Source organism: Pseudomonas sp. NFPP07 (genome assembly GCF_900115645.1).
Classification (GTDB): domain Bacteria; phylum Pseudomonadota; class Gammaproteobacteria; order Pseudomonadales; family Pseudomonadaceae; genus Aquipseudomonas; species Aquipseudomonas chlororaphis.
The window spans coordinates 867,505-887,108 of record NZ_FOXG01000001.1; the positions used below are offsets into that span (position 1 = coordinate 867,505).

Sequence of the window (19,604 nt, forward strand, 5' to 3'; positions counted from 1 at the left end):
GTTGCGGTAAATCTTCAGAAATTGCCCTGCACCCAGCTCTTGATGCGATCGAGCAAGGCGGCCTTGGGTTCGTCGCTGCTGTAGCTGTCCCGGCTACCGATGCCGGAGAACGAGATACCGTCGGACTGCTTCTGCAGCCCGTACAACAGCAAGCCCACGCCGGTGGAGTAGATCGGGTTGCGCACCACGTCGGACAGGCCTTTGACGGTGTGCGGCACGCCCAGGCGGACCGGCATGTGGAAAATCTCTTCGGCCAGTTCGACCGCGCCTTCCATCTTCGAAGTACCGCCGGTCAGCACGATGCCAGCCGGGATCAGGTCTTCGTAGCCACTGCGACGCAGTTCGGCCTGGATCAGGGTGAACAGCTCGTCGTAACGCGGCTCGACCACTTCGGCCAGGGCCTGGCGAGACAGCTCGCGCGGCGGACGGTCGCCGACGCTTGGCACCTTGATGGTTTCGCCGGCACCGGCCAGCTTGGCCAGGGCGCAGGCATAACGAATCTTGATTTCTTCGGCGTACTGGGTCGGCGTACGCAGCGCCATGGCGATGTCGTTGGTCACCTGGTCGCCGGCAATCGGGATCACCGCGGTATGACGGATCGCGCCTTCGGTGAAGATCGCGATATCGGTGGTACCGCCGCCGATATCCACCAGGCACACACCCAGCTCCTTCTCGTCGTCGGTCAGCACCGAATACGCCGAGGCCAGCTGTTCGAGAATGATGTCGTCGATTTCCAGGCCGCAGCGACGCACGCACTTTTCGATGTTCTGGGCGGCATTCACCGCGCAGGTCACCACGTGCACCTTGGCTTCCAGGCGTACGCCGGACATGCCCAGTGGCTCGCGCACGCCTTCCTGGTTATCGATCACGTAATCCTGCGGCAGGGTGTGCAGCACCCGCTGGTCGGCCGGAATCGCCACGGCCTGCGCCGCGTCGAGTACCCGCTCCAGGTCCGCCGAGCTCACTTCGCGATCACGAATCGCCACGATGCCGTGGGAGTTCAGGCTGCGAATGTGATTGCCCGCCACGCCGACGAACGCCGAGTGGATACGGCAGCCGGCCATCAGTTGCGCTTCTTCTACCGCGCGCTGGATCGATTGAACGGTGGACTCGATATTCACCACCACGCCCTTCTTCAGGCCGCGCGATGGATGGGTGCCGATACCGACGATTTCCAGCGTGCCATCGGCCGCGACCTCGCCTACCAGCGCCACCACCTTGGAGGTGCCGATATCCAGACCGACGATCATTTTGCCGCTTTGCACGTTTGCCATGGTCCTGCCTCTTCTTAATTCTTCGCGACGGCGGGTTGGGCCGTCGTGGGCGCTACAGGTTCCCGCCAGCCGACGGCCAGGCCGTTGGCATAACGCAGATCGATGCGCGCGATGTTCGTAATCTGTTCTTTCAGCGTTTTTTCATAAATGGCAATGAAGCGGCGCATCTTCTCCACCAGGTGATCGCGTCCGAGCAACAACTCGATACCAGGACCGGCGCTGCCGGCCCCCGTGGTCAGGAACCAGCTGCCGCGCTCGCGCAACTCCAGACGGGCAATGGAGAAACCCATCGGACGAAGCATCTGGCTCAACACCTGGTACTGCTGCATCACCTGCTGCTGGGCCCGCTGCGGGCCGAACAACTGTGGCAAGTGCTCGTAGTTCGCCAGTTCACGCGGGGTGAAGGCCTGGCCCTGGTTGTTCAACAGCGCCTCGTCGCCCCAACGGGCCACCGGCAACTGCTCTTCCAGGCGAATCACCACCTGGTCCGGCCACACACGCCGTACCTCGGCATGAGCGATCCATGGCATCTGTTCCAGCTCGGTACGCATGCTCGCCAGGTCGATGGTGAAGAAGCTCGCCGCGACGTAGGGCGCGATCCGCTGCTGCACCGCCTGCTGGCTGATGTAACTCAGGTCGCCCTGCACCGCGACCTTGGTGATCGGCCGGTCGGCATAGGGCAACAGGCGCTGCGCGCCCTCGTAAGTGCCGAAGCCCAGCGCGACCAGCAGCACCGGCCACATCAGGCTTTTCAGCACGCCAAAGTTGGCTTTCGGCAGGCGCGCCGACATCGGCTCCTTGGCCACCATCCGGCTGGCACCGCGCGGCACCGGCTTGCGGCCGGGAGCGGGTTGCTGATGACGTAGCTGGGCGCCTTGCATGGCCTTAACCTCGCGGCTCTGCGTTACTGACGACACTCTCCGCCAGGATGGCCAGAACCAACTGCTGGAAATCCAGACCGGCGGCACGGGCCGCCATCGGAACCAGGCTGTGATCGGTCATGCCGGGAGCGGTATTCACTTCCAGGAACCAGAACTGGCCATCGGCGTCCTGCATCACGTCGGCACGCGCCCAACCGGCGATACCGAGCGCCCCGCAGGCTTTCGCCGTGAGGTCCATGAGCTCCTGCTCTTTATTGCTGTCGAGGCCGCACGGAATCCGGTACTGGGTATCGGAAGCCAGGTACTTGGCGTCGTAGTCGTAAAACGTGTGGGGCGTGCCCAGGGCGATCGGTGGCAATACCTGGCCGCGCAGCGTGGCGATGGTGAACTCCGGACCTTGAATCCATTGTTCAACCAAGACTTGCGAGTCGTAGGTGCTGGCCGCTTTCCATGCGTCGATCAGTTCGGACGCGGATGTCACTTTGGCCATACCAATACTGGAACCTTCATGCGCCGGTTTGACGATCAAAGGCATGCCCAGTTCCGTAGCCGCGCAAATACAATCGGCCTCGGAGCCAAGTACGGCGTGGCGTGGCGTCGGAATACCGAGGCTGTGCCAGACCTGCTTGGTACGCAGTTTGTCCATCGCCAGCGCCGAAGCCAGGATGCCGCTGCCGGTGTAGGGAATCCCCAGGCATTCCAGCAGGCCCTGCATGCTGCCGTCTTCGCCGCCACGACCGTGGAGGATGATGAAGGCGCGATCGATCTTCTCGTTCAGCAGGCGCTGCAGGAAGTCGTCACCGACGTCGATGCCGAAGGCGTCCACACCGGCGCTCAGCAAGGCTTCGAGCACGGCGTTACCGGACTTCAGCGAGACTTCGCGCTCGGCGCTCTTGCCGCCGAACAGCACGGCGACCCGGCCAAAATCCTTCGGCGCGAGGGTCGAAAACAGAGAGGCGTAGGCGGCGGTCATTTCGACTTCCCCTGACCGGCAGGCACGGCACCCGCAAACAACGGACTGTTCAACAGCTTCGGCGCAAGGCCGCCGATATCACCGGCGCCCTGGCACAGCAGGATGTCGCCGGCACGCAGCAGCGGCTTGACCAGCGGCGCAAGGTCGACCCCACGCTCGATGTAGATCGGGTCCAGCTGACCGCGCTGACGGATGCTGTGGCACAGCTGACGGCTGTCCGCCCCCGGGATCGGCTCTTCGCCCGCCGGATAGACTTCCATCAACAACAGGACGTTGGCGTCCGCCAGCACCTGGACGAAATCGTCGTACAGGTCGCGGGTGCGGCTGAAACGGTGCGGCTGGTAGACCATCACCAGGCGGCGCTCAGGCCAGCCACCGCGCACGGCCTTGATCACCGCCGCGACCTCGGTCGGGTGGTGGCCATAGTCGTCCACCAGCATCACGTTGCCGCCGTCCACCGGCAGTTCGCCGTAGACCTGGAAGCGACGTCCCACGCCCTGGAAGCCCGACAGGCCCTGGACGATGGCCTCATCGCTGATGCCTTCGTCGGTGGCGATGCAGATGGTCGCCAGGGCGTTCAGCACGTTGTGGTTGCCCGGCATGTTGACCGAGACATCCAACGGCTCGCGATCGGGACGCAGCACGGTGAAGAAGGTCTGCATGCCCTGCTGGCGTACATTGATCGCGCGCACGTCGGCGCCTTCGTTGAAACCGTAGGTGACGGTCGGACGCTTGACCTGCGGCAGGATCTCGCGCACCACCGGGTCGTCCAGGCACAGCACGGCCAGGCCATAGAACGGCAGGTTGTGCAGGAATTCGACGAAGGTTTTCTTCAGCTTGTTGAAGTCACCGTCGTAGGTCGCCATGTGGTCGGCGTCGATGTTGGTCACCACGGCCACCAGCGGCTGCAGGTGCAGGAAGCTGGCATCGCTTTCATCGGCTTCGGCGATCAGGTAGCGGCTGGTGCCCAACTGTGCATTGGTCCCAGCTGCATTCAGCCGGCCACCGATGACGAAGGTCGGGTCCAGGCCACCGGCGGCGAACACCGAGGCCAGCAGGCTGGTGGTGGTGGTCTTGCCGTGGGTACCGGCAACGGCGACGCCGTGGCGGTAGCGCATCAGCTCGGCGAGCATTTCCGCGCGCGGCACTACCGGGATGCGGCGTTCCAGGGCGGTGGCCACTTCCGGGTTGGAGGTATTCACGGCGCTGGACACCACCAGTACATCGGCGTTGGCGGCGTTCTCGGCACGGTGGCCGATGAAGATCTGCGCACCAAAGGACTCGAGGCGCTCGGTGACCGGCGACGCCTTGAGGTCGGAGCCGGAAACCTGGTAGCCCAGGTTCAGCAGTACTTCGGCGATCCCGCACATGCCCACGCCGCCGATACCGACGAAGTGGATGCGACGGATACGGCGCATTTCCGGTTGTGGCATGGCTTTCTGATTCTCAACCATGGGCCACCTCCAGGCAGATATCGACCACGCTACGGGTGGCATCGGGTTTGGCCAGGCGACGTGCGGCGTCGGCCATGCTGTTGAGTCGTTCCGGTTGCATCAAAACCTCTGTCAGGCGAGCGGCAAGGTCCGCTGCGCCAGTCGTTCTTTGCGGCATCAGGAAGGCAGCGCCTTCACGAGCCAAATAATCGGCATTGCGGGTCTGGTGATCGTCGATGGCGTGAGGCAAAGGCACGAGCATCGAAGGCAGACCGGCGGCAGCCAGTTCACTGACGGTCAACGCGCCTGCGCGACAGACCACCAGGTCAGCCCAGCCGTAGGCTTGGGCCATGTCTTTGATGAACGGCTGCACCTGCGCCTCGACGCCGGCGGCGCGATAGCGCTCTGCAGTCACTTCATCGTGGTTTTTGCCGGCCTGATGAAACACTTCCGGACGCAGCTCGGGGGAGACCAGCGCCAGGGCTTCAGGCAGCAACTTGTTCAACGGCTCTGCTCCCAGGCTTCCACCCAGGACCAGCAAACGCGCCTTGCGTCCGGCCAGGGCCTCGCGCGGTGTATCGAGGAACAGCTCGGTGCGCACCGGGTTGCCGGTGGTACGCCGGCTGCTGGAGGCACCAAAGGTGTCCGGGAAAGCTTCGCAGACTCGGGCCGACAACGGCACCAGCAGCCGATTGGCGGTACCGGCGACCGCGTTCTGTTCATGAACGATCACCGGCACGCCGGACAGTTTTGCCGCGACGCCACCAGGGCCGGTCACATAACCGCCAAAGCCCAGCACGCAGACCGGCTTGAGCTGACGAATGATCCGGCGCGCCTGCAGCACCGCCTTGAGCAGCACGAATGGCGCCTTGAGCAGCGACAGCTTGCTCTTGCCACGCAGGCCGCTGACGTTGATCAGGTGCAGCTGCAGGCCGGCATTCGGCACCAGTTCGTTTTCGATGCCGCGCGGGGTGCCGAGCCAGTGCACGGTATAACCGCGCGCCTGGAATTCGCGGGCACAGGCCAGCGCCGGGAACACGTGACCGCCGGTGCCACCGGCCATGATCAGCACGTTAGCGCCCATGGCTTGGCTCCTCGGCGAAGTCGCTCTCGCTGAACTCCATCTCTTCGCTGCCCAGGTGGGTCCGACTCTCCCACTCGATGCGCAGCAACAGGCCAAGACAGGCGCAGCAGATCACCAACGAACTGCCGCCATAACTGAGGAACGGCAAGGTCAGGCCTTTGGTCGGCAGCAGGCCGACGTTCACCCCGATGTTGATCAGGAACTGGCCGATCCACAGGAACGACAGGCCATAAGCGACATAGGCGGCAAAGAACTGCTTGGCTTTCTCGGCCCACAGGCCGATGTACATGCCACGGATACAGACGAAGACGAACAACGCCACCGTGCACAGGGAACCCACGGCACCCAGCTCTTCGGCCAGGACCGAGAACACGAAGTCGGTGTGGGCTTCCGGCAGGTAGAACTGCTTCTGCACGCTATTGCCCAGGCCAACGCCCAGCCATTCGCCACGGCCGAAAGCGATCAAGGCCTGGGACAACTGGTAGCCCGCGCCGAACTGGTCAGCCCAAGGGTCGGCAAAGTTGGTCAGGCGCGCCATTCGATAGGGTTGCATCTGAATCAGCAGGACCACCGCCGCGACCGCCAGGACCACCATCAAGGAGAAACGGAACAGCCCGACCCCGCCGAGGAACAGCATCGCCGCCGCGGCCCCCATCATCACCACGGTGGCGCCGAAGTCCGGCTCCATCAGCAGCAGGCCAGCCATCGGCAACAGCACGATGAATGGCTTGAAGAAGCCCATCCAGCTTTCGCGCACTTCTTTCTGGCGACGCACCAGATAACCGGCGAGGTAGATCACCACGAACACCTTGGCGATCTCGGAAGGCTGGACGTTGAAGAAACTGAAGCCGATCCAGCGCATCGAACCGTTCACCTCGCGGCCGATCCCCGGGATGATCACCATCACCAGCAAACCGAAGGCACCGAGCAGCATCATCCAGCCCAGGCGTTGCCAGGTGGCGATCGGAATCATCATGGTGACGATGCAGGCACCCAGGCCCAGCACCACGTAGATCAGGTGGCGAATCATGTAATACAGCGCGCTGCCCGATTGCACCGCCGCCACTTCGGTGGAGGCCGAGGCGATCATGATCAACCCGAGGCCGAGCAGCGTCAGGCAGCCGGCGAGCATCGGGAAGTCGAGGTCGACGCCGCGCCCGGTGATGATCGGCGATGGATAAGGCTTGATGATGTCTCTCAGGTTCATGCCAGATCCTCCACGGCGCGGACGAACTGGTGACCACGGTCTTCGTAATTCTTGAACATGTCGAAACTGGCGCAGGCAGGCGACAGCAGCACCACGTCGCCGGACTGGGCGGCGGCACGGCATTGCGCCACGGCGTCGACCAGGGAGCCGACACGAATCAGCGGCACGGCATCGCCGATGGCCTCGCCGATCTTGTCGGAATCGCGGCCCATCAGGATCACAGCTCGGCAGTTGGCCGCCACCGGATCGCGCAGGTCCTTGAACTCGGCACCCTTGCCGTCGCCACCGGCGATCAGCACGATCTTGCCTTCGATATCCGCGCCCAGGCCTTCGATGGCCGCCAGTGCGGCACCCACGTTGGTGGCCTTGGAATCGTTGTAATAACCCACTCCATCCAGGTCGCGAACCCACTGGCAGCGGTGCTCGAGGCCGGCGAAGGTGCGCAGGGCCGAGAGCATGGCATCGAACGGCAGGCCGACCGCATGCCCCAGGGCCAGCGCCGCCAGGGCGTTGGACTGGTTATGGGCGCCACGGATCTTCAGCTCGCGCACCGGCATCAGGTTCTGGAATTCGAAGGCCAGGTATTTCTCGCCATTCTCTTCACGCAGGCCGAACGCCTTGAAATCGGGTTTGCTCAGGCCAAAGGTCCAGCACGGCAGGCCTTCACCGATCAATGGCCGGGTCAGGGCATCCTGGCGGTTGAACACCACTTGCCGAGCGCCACGGAAGATCCGGTGCTTGGCCAGGTGATACGCCGGCAGCCCGCTGTAGCGGTCCATATGGTCTTCGCTGATGTTCAGCACGGTGGCCACTTCGGCCCCCAACTGGTCGGTAGTTTCCAGCTGGAAGCTGGACAGTTCCATGACATACAGCTCGACATCGTCGCTGAGCAGGTCCAGGGCCGGCGTACCCAGGTTGCCGCCCACGGCGACCCGCTTGCCCGCCGCCGCGGCCATTTCCCCCACCAGGGTGGTCACGGTGCTTTTCGCGTTGGAACCGCTGATGGCGACGATCGGCGCCTTCGCGTTACGCGCGAACAGCTCGATATCGCCGGAGAGTTTCACCCCACGGGCGGCGGCGGCTTGCAGGGCCGGGGTCGCCAGGGCCAGGCCGGGGCTCACGTAGAGCTCGTCGGCGCGGCACAGGAAGTCGACGTCCAGCTCGCCACAACGCACTTCCACATGCGGATAGTCACGGCGCAGCGTGGCCAGTTCCGGTGGATTTTCCCGCGTATCGGCGACGGCAAACGACACGCCCCGGTTCGCCAGGAAGCGAACCAGGGACATGCCGCTCTTGCCGAGGCCGACAACGATGCGGAAGTGGTCAGAAGCGATCAGAGACACTCGTTCTACCTCAGCTTCAGGGTGGCAAGGCCGATCAGCACAAGAATCACGGTGATGATCCAGAAACGGACGATCACACGCGGCTCGGGCCAGCCCTTGAGTTCAAAGTGGTGGTGAATCGGCGCCATGCGGAAGACACGACGACCGGTCAATTTGAAGGAGGCCACCTGAATGACCACCGACAGGGTTTCCATCACGAACACGCCGCCCATGATGAACAGGACGATTTCCTGGCGAACGATCACCGCGATGGTGCCCAGGGCCGCGCCCAGCGCCAGCGCGCCGACGTCGCCCATGAAGACTTGTGCCGGGTAGGTGTTGAACCACAAGAAACCGAGCCCGGCGCCGATCAGCGCGCCGCAGAACACGATCAGTTCACCCGCGCCCGGAACGTAAGGAATCAGCAGGTACTCAGCGAATTTCACGTTACCCGACAGGTAGCAGAAGATGCCCAGGGCGCCGCCTACCATCACGGTCGGCATGATCGCCAGGCCGTCGAGGCCATCGGTCAGGTTGACCGCGTTACTGGAGCCGACGATCACGAAATAGGTCAGGACCACGAAGCCGATGCCCAGCGGAATGCTGACGTCCTTGAGCATGGGGATCAGCAAGGTGGTTTCGACCGGAGTTTGCGCGGTGACGTACAGGAAGATCGCCGCGCCCAGGCCAAATACCGACTGCCAGAAGTACTTCCAGCGGCTCGGCAGACCACGGGAGTTCTTCTCGATCACCTTGCGATAGTCATCGACCCAGCCAATGGCGCCGAACAACAGGGTGACCAGCAACACCACCCACACATAACGGTTGCTCAGGTCGGCCCACAGCAGGGTGCTGATACCGATGGCCGAAAGAATCAACGCGCCGCCCATGGTCGGAGTACCCGACTTGGAGAGGTGCGATTGCGGACCGTCGTTACGCACGGCCTGGCCGATCTGACGGGTCTGCAGAGTGCGGATCATCCACGGCCCCAGCCACAAGGACAGCACCAGTGCAGTCAGTACCCCGAGAATCCCGCGCAGGGTCAGGTACTGAAAGACCGCGAAGCCTTTGTAGAACTGTTGCAGGTACTCCGCTAGCAGCAGCAGCATCAATGTTTCTCCGTGCTGGAACCACACAAAGCCGCGACGATGTTTTCCATCACCGCGCTGCGCGATCCCTTGATCAAAATAGTGGTGTTTGTATCTTGCTCGGCGCCCAGGGCTGCGATCAGCTCGGCCTGGCTGGCGAAGTGTCGGGCGTGCTCACCAAAGGCGGCGACCGCGTGGGCCATCATCGGGCCCACGGCATAGAGCGCCGATACCTTGCCGGCGGCATAAGCACCCACTTCGCGGTGCCCCTGCTCCGCCCAATCGCCCAACTCGCCGATATCTCCGAGCACCAGGACGGTGCGACCGGAAAAGCCGGCGAGTATATCAACGGCCGCGCACATTGACGTGGGGTTCGCGTTATAGGTGTCGTCGATTACCCGCATACCGTTTTTCGCCAGCTGGGCGACAGTGCGGCCCTTGACCGGCTGCACCGCGTTGAGCCCGGTGGCGATGCCGAACAACGACACGCCCAGGGCATGCGCGGCGGCGGCGGCGGCCAGGGCATTGGCAACGTTATGGGTACCCAACAGGTTCAACTGGACGCGCTCGGAACCGTTGCCCGCGTGCAGGGTGAAGTTCGGGCAGCCACGGGCATCGCGCTGGATATCCGAGGCGTAAAAGTCGGCGGCATTGTTGGTCAGGGCAAAACTCAGCACCTGACGGCCAGCGGCGCGGGCTTTCCAGATCGGGAAGGCCTTATCGTCGAGATTGAGCACGGCGATACCGGAAGCATCCAGCCCTTCAAGGATCTCGCCCTTGGCCTCGACGATTTTTTCCGGCCCGCCAAACTCGCCAACATGGGCGGTACCGGCATTATTGATGATGGCGACCTGCGGCTTGGTCATCGCCACGGTGTAGGCAATTTCGCCGATGCGCGAAGCCCCCAGCTCGATCACGGCCGCGGTGTGCTCCGGGGCCAGTTCCAGCAGGGTCAAGGGCGCGCCCAGGTCGTTGTTCAGATTGCCGCGTGTGGCAAGCACCGGCCCGCGCGTGCGCAGGATGCTCGCAAGCATTTCCTTGACTGTGGTCTTGCCGCTGGAGCCGGTAATCGCCGCTACCGGCTTGGTGAAAACCGCGCGATTCAACGCCCCCAGTTGGCCGAGGGCCTGCCGGGTATCGCTGACCAGCAACTGCGGCAGCGTGCTGTCTGGCACTTCGCGTTCGACCAGGGCGCCGACGGCGCCTTTGGCGGCGACTTCATTCAGGTAGTCGTGCCCGTCGAAACGTGGGCCGGCCAGGGCAATAAAGAGTTGGCCCGGCTTGATCGCCCGGCTGTCGATACTCACGCCATCGAAGCTGCAATCGCCAGCCAGCAGGCGACCCGCCAGCGGTCCACTCAGTTCACTGAGTTTCAGGGCCTTAAGCATGGGCCACCTCCCACGCGGTCAGCGCTCGATCGGCTTCCACCAGGTCGGAGAAGTCGAGACGCACGCCATTGATTTCCTGATAGTCCTCATGACCTTTACCGGCCAGGACAATCACGTCGTCCGCCGAAGCGCCGGCGACCAACTGGGCGATGGCCAGGCCGCGACCGGAAACGAACTCGACCTTGTCCACGGCCCTGAAGCCGGCACGAATGTCGTCGAAAATCTGCGCCGGATCTTCCGTACGCGGGTTGTCGTCGGTGACCAGAACGCCGTCGGCCAGGCGCTCGACCACTTCCGCCATCAGCGGACGCTTGCCGCGATCGCGATCGCCGCCACAGCCGAACAGGCACAGCAAACGGCCCTTGGCATGGGGACGCAGGGCCAGCAGTACCTTTTCCAGGGCATCCGGGGTGTGGGCGTAATCGACCACCACCAGCGGTTGCGAACCACCACCCAGGCGCTGCATGCGACCGGCCGGGCCTTCCAGTTTCGGCAGTACGTTAAGGATTTCATCGAGGGCGTAATCCAGGCCGAGCAAGGCGCCGACAGCGGCCAGCACGTTGCTCAGGTTGAAACGACCGAGCAAGGTGCTACGCAGATGATGCTCGCCCTGCGGAGTCACCAGGGTTGCACGCACGCCTTCGTCGTCGAATTGCGCTTCGCGGCAGTACAGATAGGCCCGTGGATCCTCGAGACTGTAGGTAATCAACCGCGAATCCTGTTCGTCACTGGCCAGCAGCCGACCGAACTCATCGTCGAGGTTGATGACCCGGCACCCCAGATCGGTCCAGCCGAACAGCTTGGCCTTGGTGGAGCCGTAGGCTTCCATGGTGCCGTGATAATCCAGATGGTCGCGAGACAGATTGGTCAGCACCGCCACGTCGAAGGCCAGAGCACTGACCCGCCCTTGATCGAGACCATGAGACGACACTTCCATCGCCACGGCCTTGGCGCCGGCCTTTTTCAGGTCGGCCAGGGTGGCCTGCACGGCAATCGGGTTCGGCGTGGTGTGCATGCCGCTTTGCAGCGCGCCATAAAAACCGCTGCCGAGGGTGCCGACAATGCCGCAGTGCTGGCCCAGCAGATCGAGTGCCTGCGCCACCAACTGGGTCACGCTGGTCTTGCCGTTGGTACCGGTCACCCCGATCAGGTTGAGGTTGCGGCTCGGGTCGCCATAAAAACGCCCGGCGATATCCGACAACTGCGCCGCCAGGCCTTTGACCGGAATCAGCGGTACGTCGGTAATCGGCAGGACGGTCGCGCCTTCGACTTCATAAGCCACGGCGGCCGCACCGCGCTGCAAGGCATCAGCGATGTGCGCACGACCATCGAACTTGCCGCCAGGAACCGCGAGAAACAGATCGCCGGCACGCACATTGCGGCTGTCCAGGGTCAGTTCGCGAATCAGCAGATCACGACCAGCGTGGGCGAAAATCTTGTTCAGGCTAAGAGACATCAGCCGCGCCCTCCTTTAGCTGGCGCCGCATTGGCTTGTTGGGTAGGTGGCAGGTTGTCCGGCGAGATATTCATCAGACGCAGGGTGCCGGACATCACTTTGCTGAACACCGGCGCCGATACCAGACCACCGAAGTAACCGGCCTTGCTCGGTTCGTCGATCACCACGACGATGGCGTAGCGCGGATCGCTCATCGGGCCGAAACCGGCAAACAGCGAGCGGTAGGAGTTCTCGGCATAACCCTTGGTACCGACCGAAGTCTTACGCGCGGTACCACTCTTGCCTGCCACGTGATAAGCCGGCACCTGGGCACGGAACACGCCACGCGGCGCCTCGATCACCTGCTGCAACATGCCTTGCATGGTCTTGGCAACTTTTTCCGGAATCACCTGGGTGGTTTCCGGAGTCCTGTCGGTTTTGATCAGAGTCAGCGGAGCGATGCGACCGTTATTGGCCAGGGCCGAGAAGGCGTGAACCAGCTGGATCGCGGTCACCGAGATGCCGTAGCCGTACGACAGCGTGGCGGTCTCGGCCTTGCGCCACTCGCGATAGTTCGGCAGGTTGCCGACTCGCTCGCCCGGGAAGCCGAGGCCGGTGTCCTGGCCGAGACCGATTTTCTGGGCCAGGCGGAAGATGGCTTCGCCACCGATATCGAAGGCGATCTTGCTCATGCCGACGTTACTGGAATTGATCAGAATCCCGGTCAGGTCGAGCACCGCGCCTTCACTCTTGGAGACGTCGCGAATGGTGTACTTGCCGATCTGCAGCGTGCCTGGATAAACCTCGACGGTGTCGCTCGGTTTCCAGCGGCCGGTTTCCAGCGCCGCGCTCATGGAGATGGCTTTCATGGTCGAACCCGGCTCGAACACGTCGATCATGGCGCGGTTGCGCATCATCGCCGGTTGCAGGTTACGACGGTTGTTCGGGTTGTAGGTCGGCTGGTTGACCATGGCCAGGATCTCGCCGGTCTTCACATCCATGATGACCAGGCTGCCAGCCTTGGCGCCGTTCTCGACGATGGCGTTGCGCAGTTCGCGGTTGGCCAGGTATTGCAGGCGCAGGTCAATCGACAACGCCAAGGGCTTGCCGGCCTTGGCGTTTTTGGTGACCTGAACATCCTTGATCAGTCTGCCGCGCCGGTCCTTGATGACCTGGCGCTTGCCCGGAACTCCGGCGAGCCACTCGTCATAAGCCAGTTCGACCCCTTCGCGGCCGCGATCGTCGATGTCGGTAAAGCCGACCATGTGCGCGGTCACTTCGCCGGCCGGGTAGAAGCGCCGGAATTCTTCGATGCCATACACCCCCGGCACCTTGAGATCGAGAACTTGCTGGCCCTGCTCGGGCGTCAGGCCGCGCACCAGGTAGATGAATTCTTTATTGGCTTGCGCCTCAAGGCGCTCGGCCAGCGCCTTGGGATCTTGCCCCAAGGCAGCAGCCAATGCCGGCCACTTGTCCTTGGCCAGCTGCATTTCCTTGGCGTTGGCCCATAGGGTGGTCACCGGCGTACTGACTGCCAGCGGCTCGCCGTTACGGTCGGTGATCAAGCCACGGTGAGCCGGAATCGGTATATGCCGAACGCTGCGCGCATCGCCCTGCCCCTTGAGGAAGTCGCGATCGACGACCTGCAGATCGATGATGCGCCAGGCGATCGCCGCCACCATGATGCCGAGCAAGCCCAGCACCAGGCGGAACCGCCAGGGGAAGAGTGCGCCTTCAAGCTTCATCATGGCGCCACCATCTGGACTTCTGCCGCGCCGGGAATGCGCATTTTCAGCTGTTCGGTGGCCAGCACTTCGATCCGGCTATGGGCGGTCCAGGTGCTTTGCTCGAGAATCAGCCGGCCCCACTCCGCTTGTGCCTTGTCACGCACACTCAACTCGCCGTACAGCGTGTTGAGCAGTTGGCGATTCCAGTGGGCGCTATAGGACACCGCAATCGCGGACACCAGGACGCCGATGAACAGCAGAAGCATGAAAAAGCTTCCGCCTGGAAGTGGCTTGGCGAAAAGCTTGCTCACCGCAGCTTCTCCGCAACGCGCATGACAGCACTACGGGCACGCGGGTTGGCCTTGAGCTCGGCATCGGAGGCCGTCTGCGCTTTGCCATGGACTTTGATTTTCGGCTCGAAAGCCACGTGGCGCACCGGCAGGTTGCGAGGCAGGTTGTCCGCCTCGCCCTTCACCAGCTTGCGCATGAACAATTTGACGATGCGGTCTTCCAGCGAGTGGAAACTGATGACCACCAGACGGCCACCGACCTCCAGGCATTCCAGCGCGGCTTCGAGGCCGGCTTCCAGATCGCCCAGTTCGTTGTTGACATGAATGCGCAGCCCTTGGAACGCACGGGTTGCCGGGTTCTTGCCCTTTTCCCAGGCCGGGTTGGCGACTTTCAAGACTTCCGCCAGGTCGGCGGTGCGTTCGAACGGCTTGATGTCGCGGCGCTCAGCCACGGCGCGGGCCATGCGACCGGAGAAACGCTCTTCGCCGTATTCCTTGAATACACGGGCGATTTCTTCCACCGGCGCGGTGTTGACGAACTCCGCCGCGCTGATGCCGCGGGACGGGTCCATGCGCATATCCAGGGGACCATCATTGAGAAAACTGAAGCCGCGCTCAGGATCGTCGAGCTGCGGCGAAGACACACCCAGGTCGAGCAGCACGCCGCTGACCTTGCCATCCAGGCCGCGCTCGGCCACTTCCGAACCCAGCTCGGCAAAGCTGCGCTGCACAACGACAAAGCGGCCGTCTTCGGCCGCTAGCGCTTGCCCGGTGGCAATCGCTTGAGGATCTTTGTCGAATCCGAGCAGCCGGCCATCCGGCCCGAGCTTGCTGAGGATCAGACGACTATGACCACCGCGACCGAAGGTGCCATCCAGATAGCAGCCATCAGGACGTACGGCGAGAGCCTCGACGGCTTCGTCAAGCAGTACGGTGATGTGGTTAAAGCCGCTATCAATAGTCACAGGATCAAATCACGCAGTTCATCAGGCATCGCGCCCGGTTGTTGAATAGCTGCCAGGTCCGCTGCGGAAACAGCATTCCAGGCATCCTCGTCCCACAGTTGGAACTTGTTCAGTTGGCCTACCAACATTGCGCGCTTATCCAACTTGGCATATTCGCGCAGACGCGGCGGAACCAGAAAACGACCACTGCCATCGAGTTCGAGGTCGACGGCATTACCAATCAGCAAACGCTGCAAGCGACGGTTTTCTTCACGTAGCGAAGGCAGCGCGCGCAGCTTGGTTTCAATAATTTCCCACTCATCGAGGGGGTAGACACACAAACACGGATCAACGGCATCAATAGTGACGATAAGTTGCCCGGAACTACGCGAAACGAGCTCGTCACGGTACCGGCTCGGCATGGCGAGACGGCCCTTTGCGTCGAGACTGATAGCGTTAGCTCCGCGAAACACGTCAGCGTTTCTCCAAATTTTAGCGTTTTACGTCCAAAAAACCCACTTCATGCCACTTTCCGCCACTTGCGCACACTATAGGAATGCGCCCACCACACCGTCAAGGCACGGAGCGACGGAAAAGCCTTATAGAACGGAGATTTAGGAGACTAAAAGGAGGGGTAACGGGAATTTGGCGAAGGATTTGGCGCAATAACTTCAATCAGCTCAAGAAGCTGTATCGCGAAGTTAAAGTAATTTGTTAAGAGTAAGATCTTTTCGGTATTACAAAAGCGCTTCTGCTATTGATTCAAGCAGGGAGGGAAAAGGTGGAGAGTCGATCTGTAAGCCGGGTTCTGTCGAGGACAGTCATTCCTCTACGATGGCCATCACTGGACATCTTTAGCAACCTACCCGGTTCCAGCGCGGGCCACGCCTTGGAACCCTATTTGGTCTTGCTCCGAGTGGGGTTTACCTAGCCACGAACTGTTGCCAGACGTGCGGTGCGCTCTTACCGCACCTTTTCACCCTTACCGGCACCGAAGTGCTTAGGCGGTTATTTTCTGTGGCACTTTCCGTAGGCTCGCGCCTCCCAGGCATTACCTGGCACTCCGCCCTATGGAGCCCGGACTTTCCTCCCCCCTCTAATTTTCATAGAGGGCAGCGACTGTCCAATCGACTCTCCGCCGCGCAGGTTAACGGCAGAGCGGCGGAAGAACAAGTGATAAAAGCCCTTTGCCATTCCGCCGATCGCGTTTACTCGCCTTTCTGTTTATCCAGCGCCACTTGATAAAGCACATTCTTGCGCACGCCGGTAATTTCCGCCGCCAATGCCGCGGCACGCTTGAGCGGCATCTCTTTGAGCAGCAGGTCGAGAACCCGCATCGCCTCACTGCTCACAGCCTCGTCGCTCTCCGGTGCTGACCATCCCGCTACCAGCACCACGCATTCGCCGCGCTGCTGATTGCTGTCTGCCTCGACGAAAGCCCGCAACTCCGAAAGCGGCAGCCCCTTGAGGGTTTCAAAGGTCTTGGTCAGCTCCCGGGCCAGCAATGCCGGACGCTCGCCACCGAACACCGACTCCATATCCTGCAAGCACTCGAGAATACGGTGTGGCGCCTCATAGAAAATCAGCGTGCGCGGCTCTTCCTTTAATAGCTCAAGACGCCCGCGCCGCCCTACCGCCTTGGCCGGCAAAAAGCCCTCGAAAATAAAACGATCGGAAGGCAACCCCGCCGCCGACAAGGCCGCAATCAGAGCGCAAGCCCCAGGAACAGGAACGACATTGATACCCGCCGCACGCGCCTGACGCACCAGGTGGTAACCCGGATCGGAGATCAACGGCGTGCCCGCATCGGAAATCAGCGCAACGCTGTCTCCCGCCAACAGACGGGTCAGAAAACGGCTGCCTTCATCCCGTTCGTTATGTTCATGACAGGCGGCCAGCGGTGTGGAAATCCCGAAGTGCTGCATCAAGCGTTGCGAGTGACGCGTGTCTTCGGCGGCGATCAGCGCCACCTCACGCAAGATCTTCAAGGCCCGGGCACTGATGTCGTCCAGGTTGCCGATGGGCGTCGCCACCACATAAAGCGAGCCAGCAGCGGAATTCAAAGGACCTGGAGCAGTCAAAGCGCACACCTCTTGATCGGTAAAAGCGCCATTGTAGCGCGTAGAAGCCTTCGGAATGCGTGTCGCAGGCACCTCACGCCTGCGACAGCGCCAGCCGCTCTAAAGCACTGCAACATTTGCTCGACCTAAAATAGACGGTTTATTGCCAGTAACATCGCGCCCCGGCCAGTGCTTGGGTACAATTCCACGCTAATTTGATCGAGTATCAGGAACACTTACATGATCGCTTGCCTGCGGCTGTTCTCTGCCTTATGCCTTGCTGCCCTCCTGGCAGCTTGCGCCAGCTCGCCCTCCTCCAGCCTTGGCGAACTTCCACGGACCCCGGATGCCAGCATCGAGCAACTGCTCGAACAGGCCGCCAACAGCAAAACACCCGACAAGGCAGCCCTGCTGCGCTTGAGCGCTGCCGACCTGGCTTATCGCCAGGGCAACGCCGGCCAGGCCGCGCAAATCCTGCAACAAGTGCCGATGGAGCAACTCAAGCCCGGCCAGCAGGTTTTCGCCAGCACCCTGGCCGCCGAACTGGCCATGACTCGCAACCAGCCAAAGGCCGCCCTGACTGCCCTGAGCCACCCGAGCCTGCAACGCCTGAGCGAACTGCCGGAAGAGCAGCAGATCCGCACCGGCACTGTCCACGCTCGCGCACTAGAGGCTGACGGCCAGGCCCTCGCCGCGGCACGGGAGCGCATTTTCATTGCGCCACTGCTCAAGGACGACGCCGCGAGCAAGAACCACGAAGCCATCTGGGCATTGATTGCCAGCCTGCCGACCGATCAACTGCAAGCCGTCAGCAACGATGACCTGGGCGGTTGGATGAGCCTGGCGCTGGCAGTGAAGACCGCCAGCACCCTGGAACAACAGCAGGCCGCCATCGACAACTGGCGCGCACAGAACCCCAAGCATCCGGCTGCCATTCAGCTGCCGCTGCCGCTGACCAAACTCAAGGAGCTGGCCAGCCAGCCGCTGTCCAAGATCGCCCTGCTGTTGCCGCAGGACGGCCCGCTGGCCGCGGTCTCCAAGGCCCTGCGCGATGGCTTCATGGCCGCGCACTATCAGGCCCAGCAAGCCGGCCAGAAACCACCCAGCATCGAGTTCTATGACAGCTCGCGCCTGACTTCGCTGGATGACTTCTATCGCAAGGCCCAGGCAGATGGCGTGCAACTGGTCGTCGGCCCACTGGAAAAACCACTGGTCAAACAGCTCGCCGCGCGCCCGCAACTGCCTATCACCACCCTGGCGCTGAACTACAGCGAAGGCGAACAAGGCCCCGCACAACTGTTCCAGTTCGGCCTGGCCGCCGAAGACGAAGCTCGCGAAGTCTCCCGCCGCGCCCGCGCCGACGGCCTGCACCGCGCTGCGGTCCTGGTGCCACGCGGCGAATGGGGTGATCGTGTGCTCAAGGCTTTCCGTCAGGACTGGGAAAGCAATGGCGGTAGTGTGGTCGGTATCGAACGCGTCGATCAGCCGGTAGCCCTGGCCCAGCAGATTGCCGACCTGTTCCAACTGCGCCAGAGCGAAGCCCGCGCCAAGAGCCTGCAGAATGCCGCCGGCACTCAAGTGGCCGCGCAACCTTCGCGCCGCCAGGACATCGAGTTCATTTTCCTCGCGTCCACTCCGCAACAGGCACAACAGATCAAGCCGACCCTGAACTTTCAGTACGCCGGCGATGTACCTGTCTATGCCACCTCCCATGTTTTCAGCGCCAGCGGCGACCAGAACCAGTACAACGACATGAACGGCGTACGCTTCTGCGAAACTCCCTGGCTGCTGGATGCCAATGACCCACTGCGCCAGCAGGTAGCCGCGCAATGGCCACAAGCTGGCGGTAGCCTGGGCCGACTGTATGCGATGGGCGCCGACGCCTACCGCCTGGCACCACGCCTGGGGCAACTCAAAGCCCTGCCGGACAGCCGCATCGAAGGCCTGTCGGGCAGCCTGACCATGAGCCCGAGCCAGCGTGTTCAACGCCAGCTGCCATGGGCCGAGTTCGTCAGCGGCCAGATCACTCGCCTGCCTGACACCCAGCGCTAATGCCACAACGATCACGCCAGCAAAGCGGTCAGGATGCCGAAGCCCAAGCGCTCCGGCATCTTGAACAACAGGGGCTGCGCCTGTTGGCGCAGAACTGGTTGTGCAAACGCGGCGAGCTTGATCTGGTCATGCTTGACGGCGATACAGTAGTATTCGTCGAAGTCCGCTACAGACAACACACGCAATGGGGTGGCGCACTGGGCAGTATCGACGCACGCAAGCGTCAGAAACTGATACTCGCCGCACAGTTTTTCCTGCAGCGCGAGTCGCGCTGGTCCAACCACCCTTGCCGTTTCGATGTGGTCGCCATAGACAGCGCCCCAGGCACGACCACTCATTTGAACTGGCTACGGAATGCCTTTGAAAGCTGATCGACGCTCTCGGGCCGAGCCGGACATTTTCACTCAACATTTTTGCTCTTTGCTTTGCGGGCAGCACATTCATGT

General features: G+C 62.4%; 17 protein-coding genes and 1 other RNA gene. 2 read left to right on the plus strand and 16 right to left on the minus strand.

The features are described 5' to 3' along the window. Positions 1-14 precede the first annotated feature (14 nt). The 16 genes from ftsA to rsmI form a co-directional block, all read right to left on the minus strand. Entirely contained in the window at positions 15-1,274 is a 1,260-nt protein-coding gene (gene ftsA / locus BM019_RS04070; RefSeq protein WP_007922131.1) for a cell division protein FtsA, read from the minus strand. A 14-nt stretch (positions 1,275-1,288) separates the two neighbouring features. Continuing rightward, positions 1,289-2,155, minus strand: coding sequence for a cell division protein FtsQ/DivIB (locus BM019_RS04075; protein ID WP_007922133.1), 867 nt, complete (start codon positions 2,153-2,155; stop codon positions 1,289-1,291). A 4-nt stretch (positions 2,156-2,159) separates the two neighbouring features. Beyond that, positions 2,160-3,128 carry a D-alanine--D-alanine ligase gene (locus BM019_RS04080; RefSeq protein WP_085532330.1) on the minus strand — a complete coding sequence of 323 codons (969 nt, stop codon included), beginning with the start codon at positions 3,126-3,128 and terminating at the stop codon, positions 2,160-2,162. Beyond that, positions 3,125-4,582, minus strand: coding sequence for a UDP-N-acetylmuramate--L-alanine ligase (murC, locus tag BM019_RS04085; protein WP_062824699.1), 1,458 nt, complete (start codon positions 4,580-4,582; stop codon positions 3,125-3,127). The genes BM019_RS04080 and murC overlap by 4 nt, the downstream gene beginning before the upstream one ends. Next, positions 4,575-5,645 (minus strand): undecaprenyldiphospho-muramoylpentapeptide beta-N-acetylglucosaminyltransferase, encoded by a 1,071-nt coding sequence (gene murG, locus BM019_RS04090; RefSeq protein ID WP_009045512.1) that lies wholly within the window; start codon positions 5,643-5,645, stop codon positions 4,575-4,577. The genes murC and murG overlap by 8 nt, the downstream gene beginning before the upstream one ends. Next, positions 5,635-6,846, minus strand: a complete 1,212-nt coding sequence (gene ftsW, locus BM019_RS04095; RefSeq protein ID WP_169914962.1) for a putative lipid II flippase FtsW — start codon at positions 6,844-6,846, stop codon at positions 5,635-5,637. Before ftsW ends, murG begins: the two co-directional genes overlap by 11 nt. Before the next feature lie 2 nt (positions 6,847-6,848). Continuing rightward, positions 6,849-8,195, minus strand: a complete 1,347-nt coding sequence (murD, locus tag BM019_RS04100) for a UDP-N-acetylmuramoyl-L-alanine--D-glutamate ligase (protein WP_007928476.1) — start codon at positions 8,193-8,195, stop codon at positions 6,849-6,851. A gap of 5 nt (positions 8,196-8,200) precedes the next feature. Then, complete coding sequence (gene mraY / locus BM019_RS04105) at positions 8,201-9,283, minus strand: phospho-N-acetylmuramoyl-pentapeptide-transferase (RefSeq protein WP_007928475.1); 1,083 nt, start codon at positions 9,281-9,283, stop codon at positions 8,201-8,203. Continuing rightward, entirely contained in the window at positions 9,283-10,650 is a 1,368-nt protein-coding gene (gene murF, locus BM019_RS04110; RefSeq protein ID WP_009045514.1) for a UDP-N-acetylmuramoyl-tripeptide--D-alanyl-D-alanine ligase, read from the minus strand. Before murF ends, mraY begins: the two co-directional genes overlap by 1 nt. After that, positions 10,643-12,106: a UDP-N-acetylmuramoyl-L-alanyl-D-glutamate--2,6-diaminopimelate ligase gene (locus BM019_RS04115; RefSeq protein ID WP_009045515.1), complete on the minus strand. Its 1,464-nt coding sequence runs from the start codon at positions 12,104-12,106 to the stop codon at positions 10,643-10,645. The genes murF and BM019_RS04115 overlap by 8 nt, the downstream gene beginning before the upstream one ends. Further along, the gene (locus BM019_RS04120; protein ID WP_164485859.1) at positions 12,106-13,830 is read right to left on the minus strand and encodes a peptidoglycan D,D-transpeptidase FtsI family protein; all 1,725 of its coding nucleotides are present in this window, start codon (positions 13,828-13,830) and stop codon (positions 12,106-12,108) included. The genes BM019_RS04115 and BM019_RS04120 overlap by 1 nt, the downstream gene beginning before the upstream one ends. Continuing rightward, positions 13,830-14,123: a cell division protein FtsL gene (ftsL, locus tag BM019_RS04125; protein ID WP_009050721.1), complete on the minus strand. Its 294-nt coding sequence runs from the start codon at positions 14,121-14,123 to the stop codon at positions 13,830-13,832. The genes BM019_RS04120 and ftsL overlap by 1 nt, the downstream gene beginning before the upstream one ends. Further along, positions 14,120-15,061 (minus strand): 16S rRNA (cytosine(1402)-N(4))-methyltransferase RsmH, encoded by a 942-nt coding sequence (gene rsmH / locus BM019_RS04130; RefSeq protein ID WP_085985108.1) that lies wholly within the window; start codon positions 15,059-15,061, stop codon positions 14,120-14,122. Before rsmH ends, ftsL begins: the two co-directional genes overlap by 4 nt. A 2-nt stretch (positions 15,062-15,063) precedes the next feature. Beyond that, on the minus strand, positions 15,064-15,519 hold the full coding sequence (gene mraZ, locus BM019_RS04135; protein ID WP_003205355.1) for a division/cell wall cluster transcriptional repressor MraZ: 456 nt from the start codon (positions 15,517-15,519) through the stop codon (positions 15,064-15,066). Positions 15,520-15,827: 308 nt separating this feature from the next. Continuing rightward, an RNA gene (gene rnpB / locus BM019_RS04140) (RNase P RNA component class A) lies at positions 15,828-16,181 on the minus strand. A 73-nt stretch (positions 16,182-16,254) separates the two neighbouring features. Then, positions 16,255-17,109 carry a 16S rRNA (cytidine(1402)-2'-O)-methyltransferase gene (gene rsmI / locus BM019_RS04145; RefSeq protein ID WP_175510587.1) on the minus strand — a complete coding sequence of 285 codons (855 nt, stop codon included), beginning with the start codon at positions 17,107-17,109 and terminating at the stop codon, positions 16,255-16,257. A gap of 237 nt (positions 17,110-17,346) precedes the next feature. Here rsmI and BM019_RS04150 point away from each other — a divergent pair, with 237 nt between their 5' ends. After that, a complete protein-coding gene (locus BM019_RS04150; RefSeq protein ID WP_092417680.1) occupies positions 17,347-19,158 on the plus strand; it encodes a penicillin-binding protein activator in 1,812 nt (603 codons plus the stop codon). Beyond that, on the plus strand, positions 19,158-19,529 hold the full coding sequence (locus BM019_RS04155) for a YraN family protein (protein ID WP_007928464.1): 372 nt from the start codon (positions 19,158-19,160) through the stop codon (positions 19,527-19,529). The genes BM019_RS04150 and BM019_RS04155 overlap by 1 nt, the downstream gene beginning before the upstream one ends. Positions 19,530-19,604: the final 75 nt, after the last annotated feature.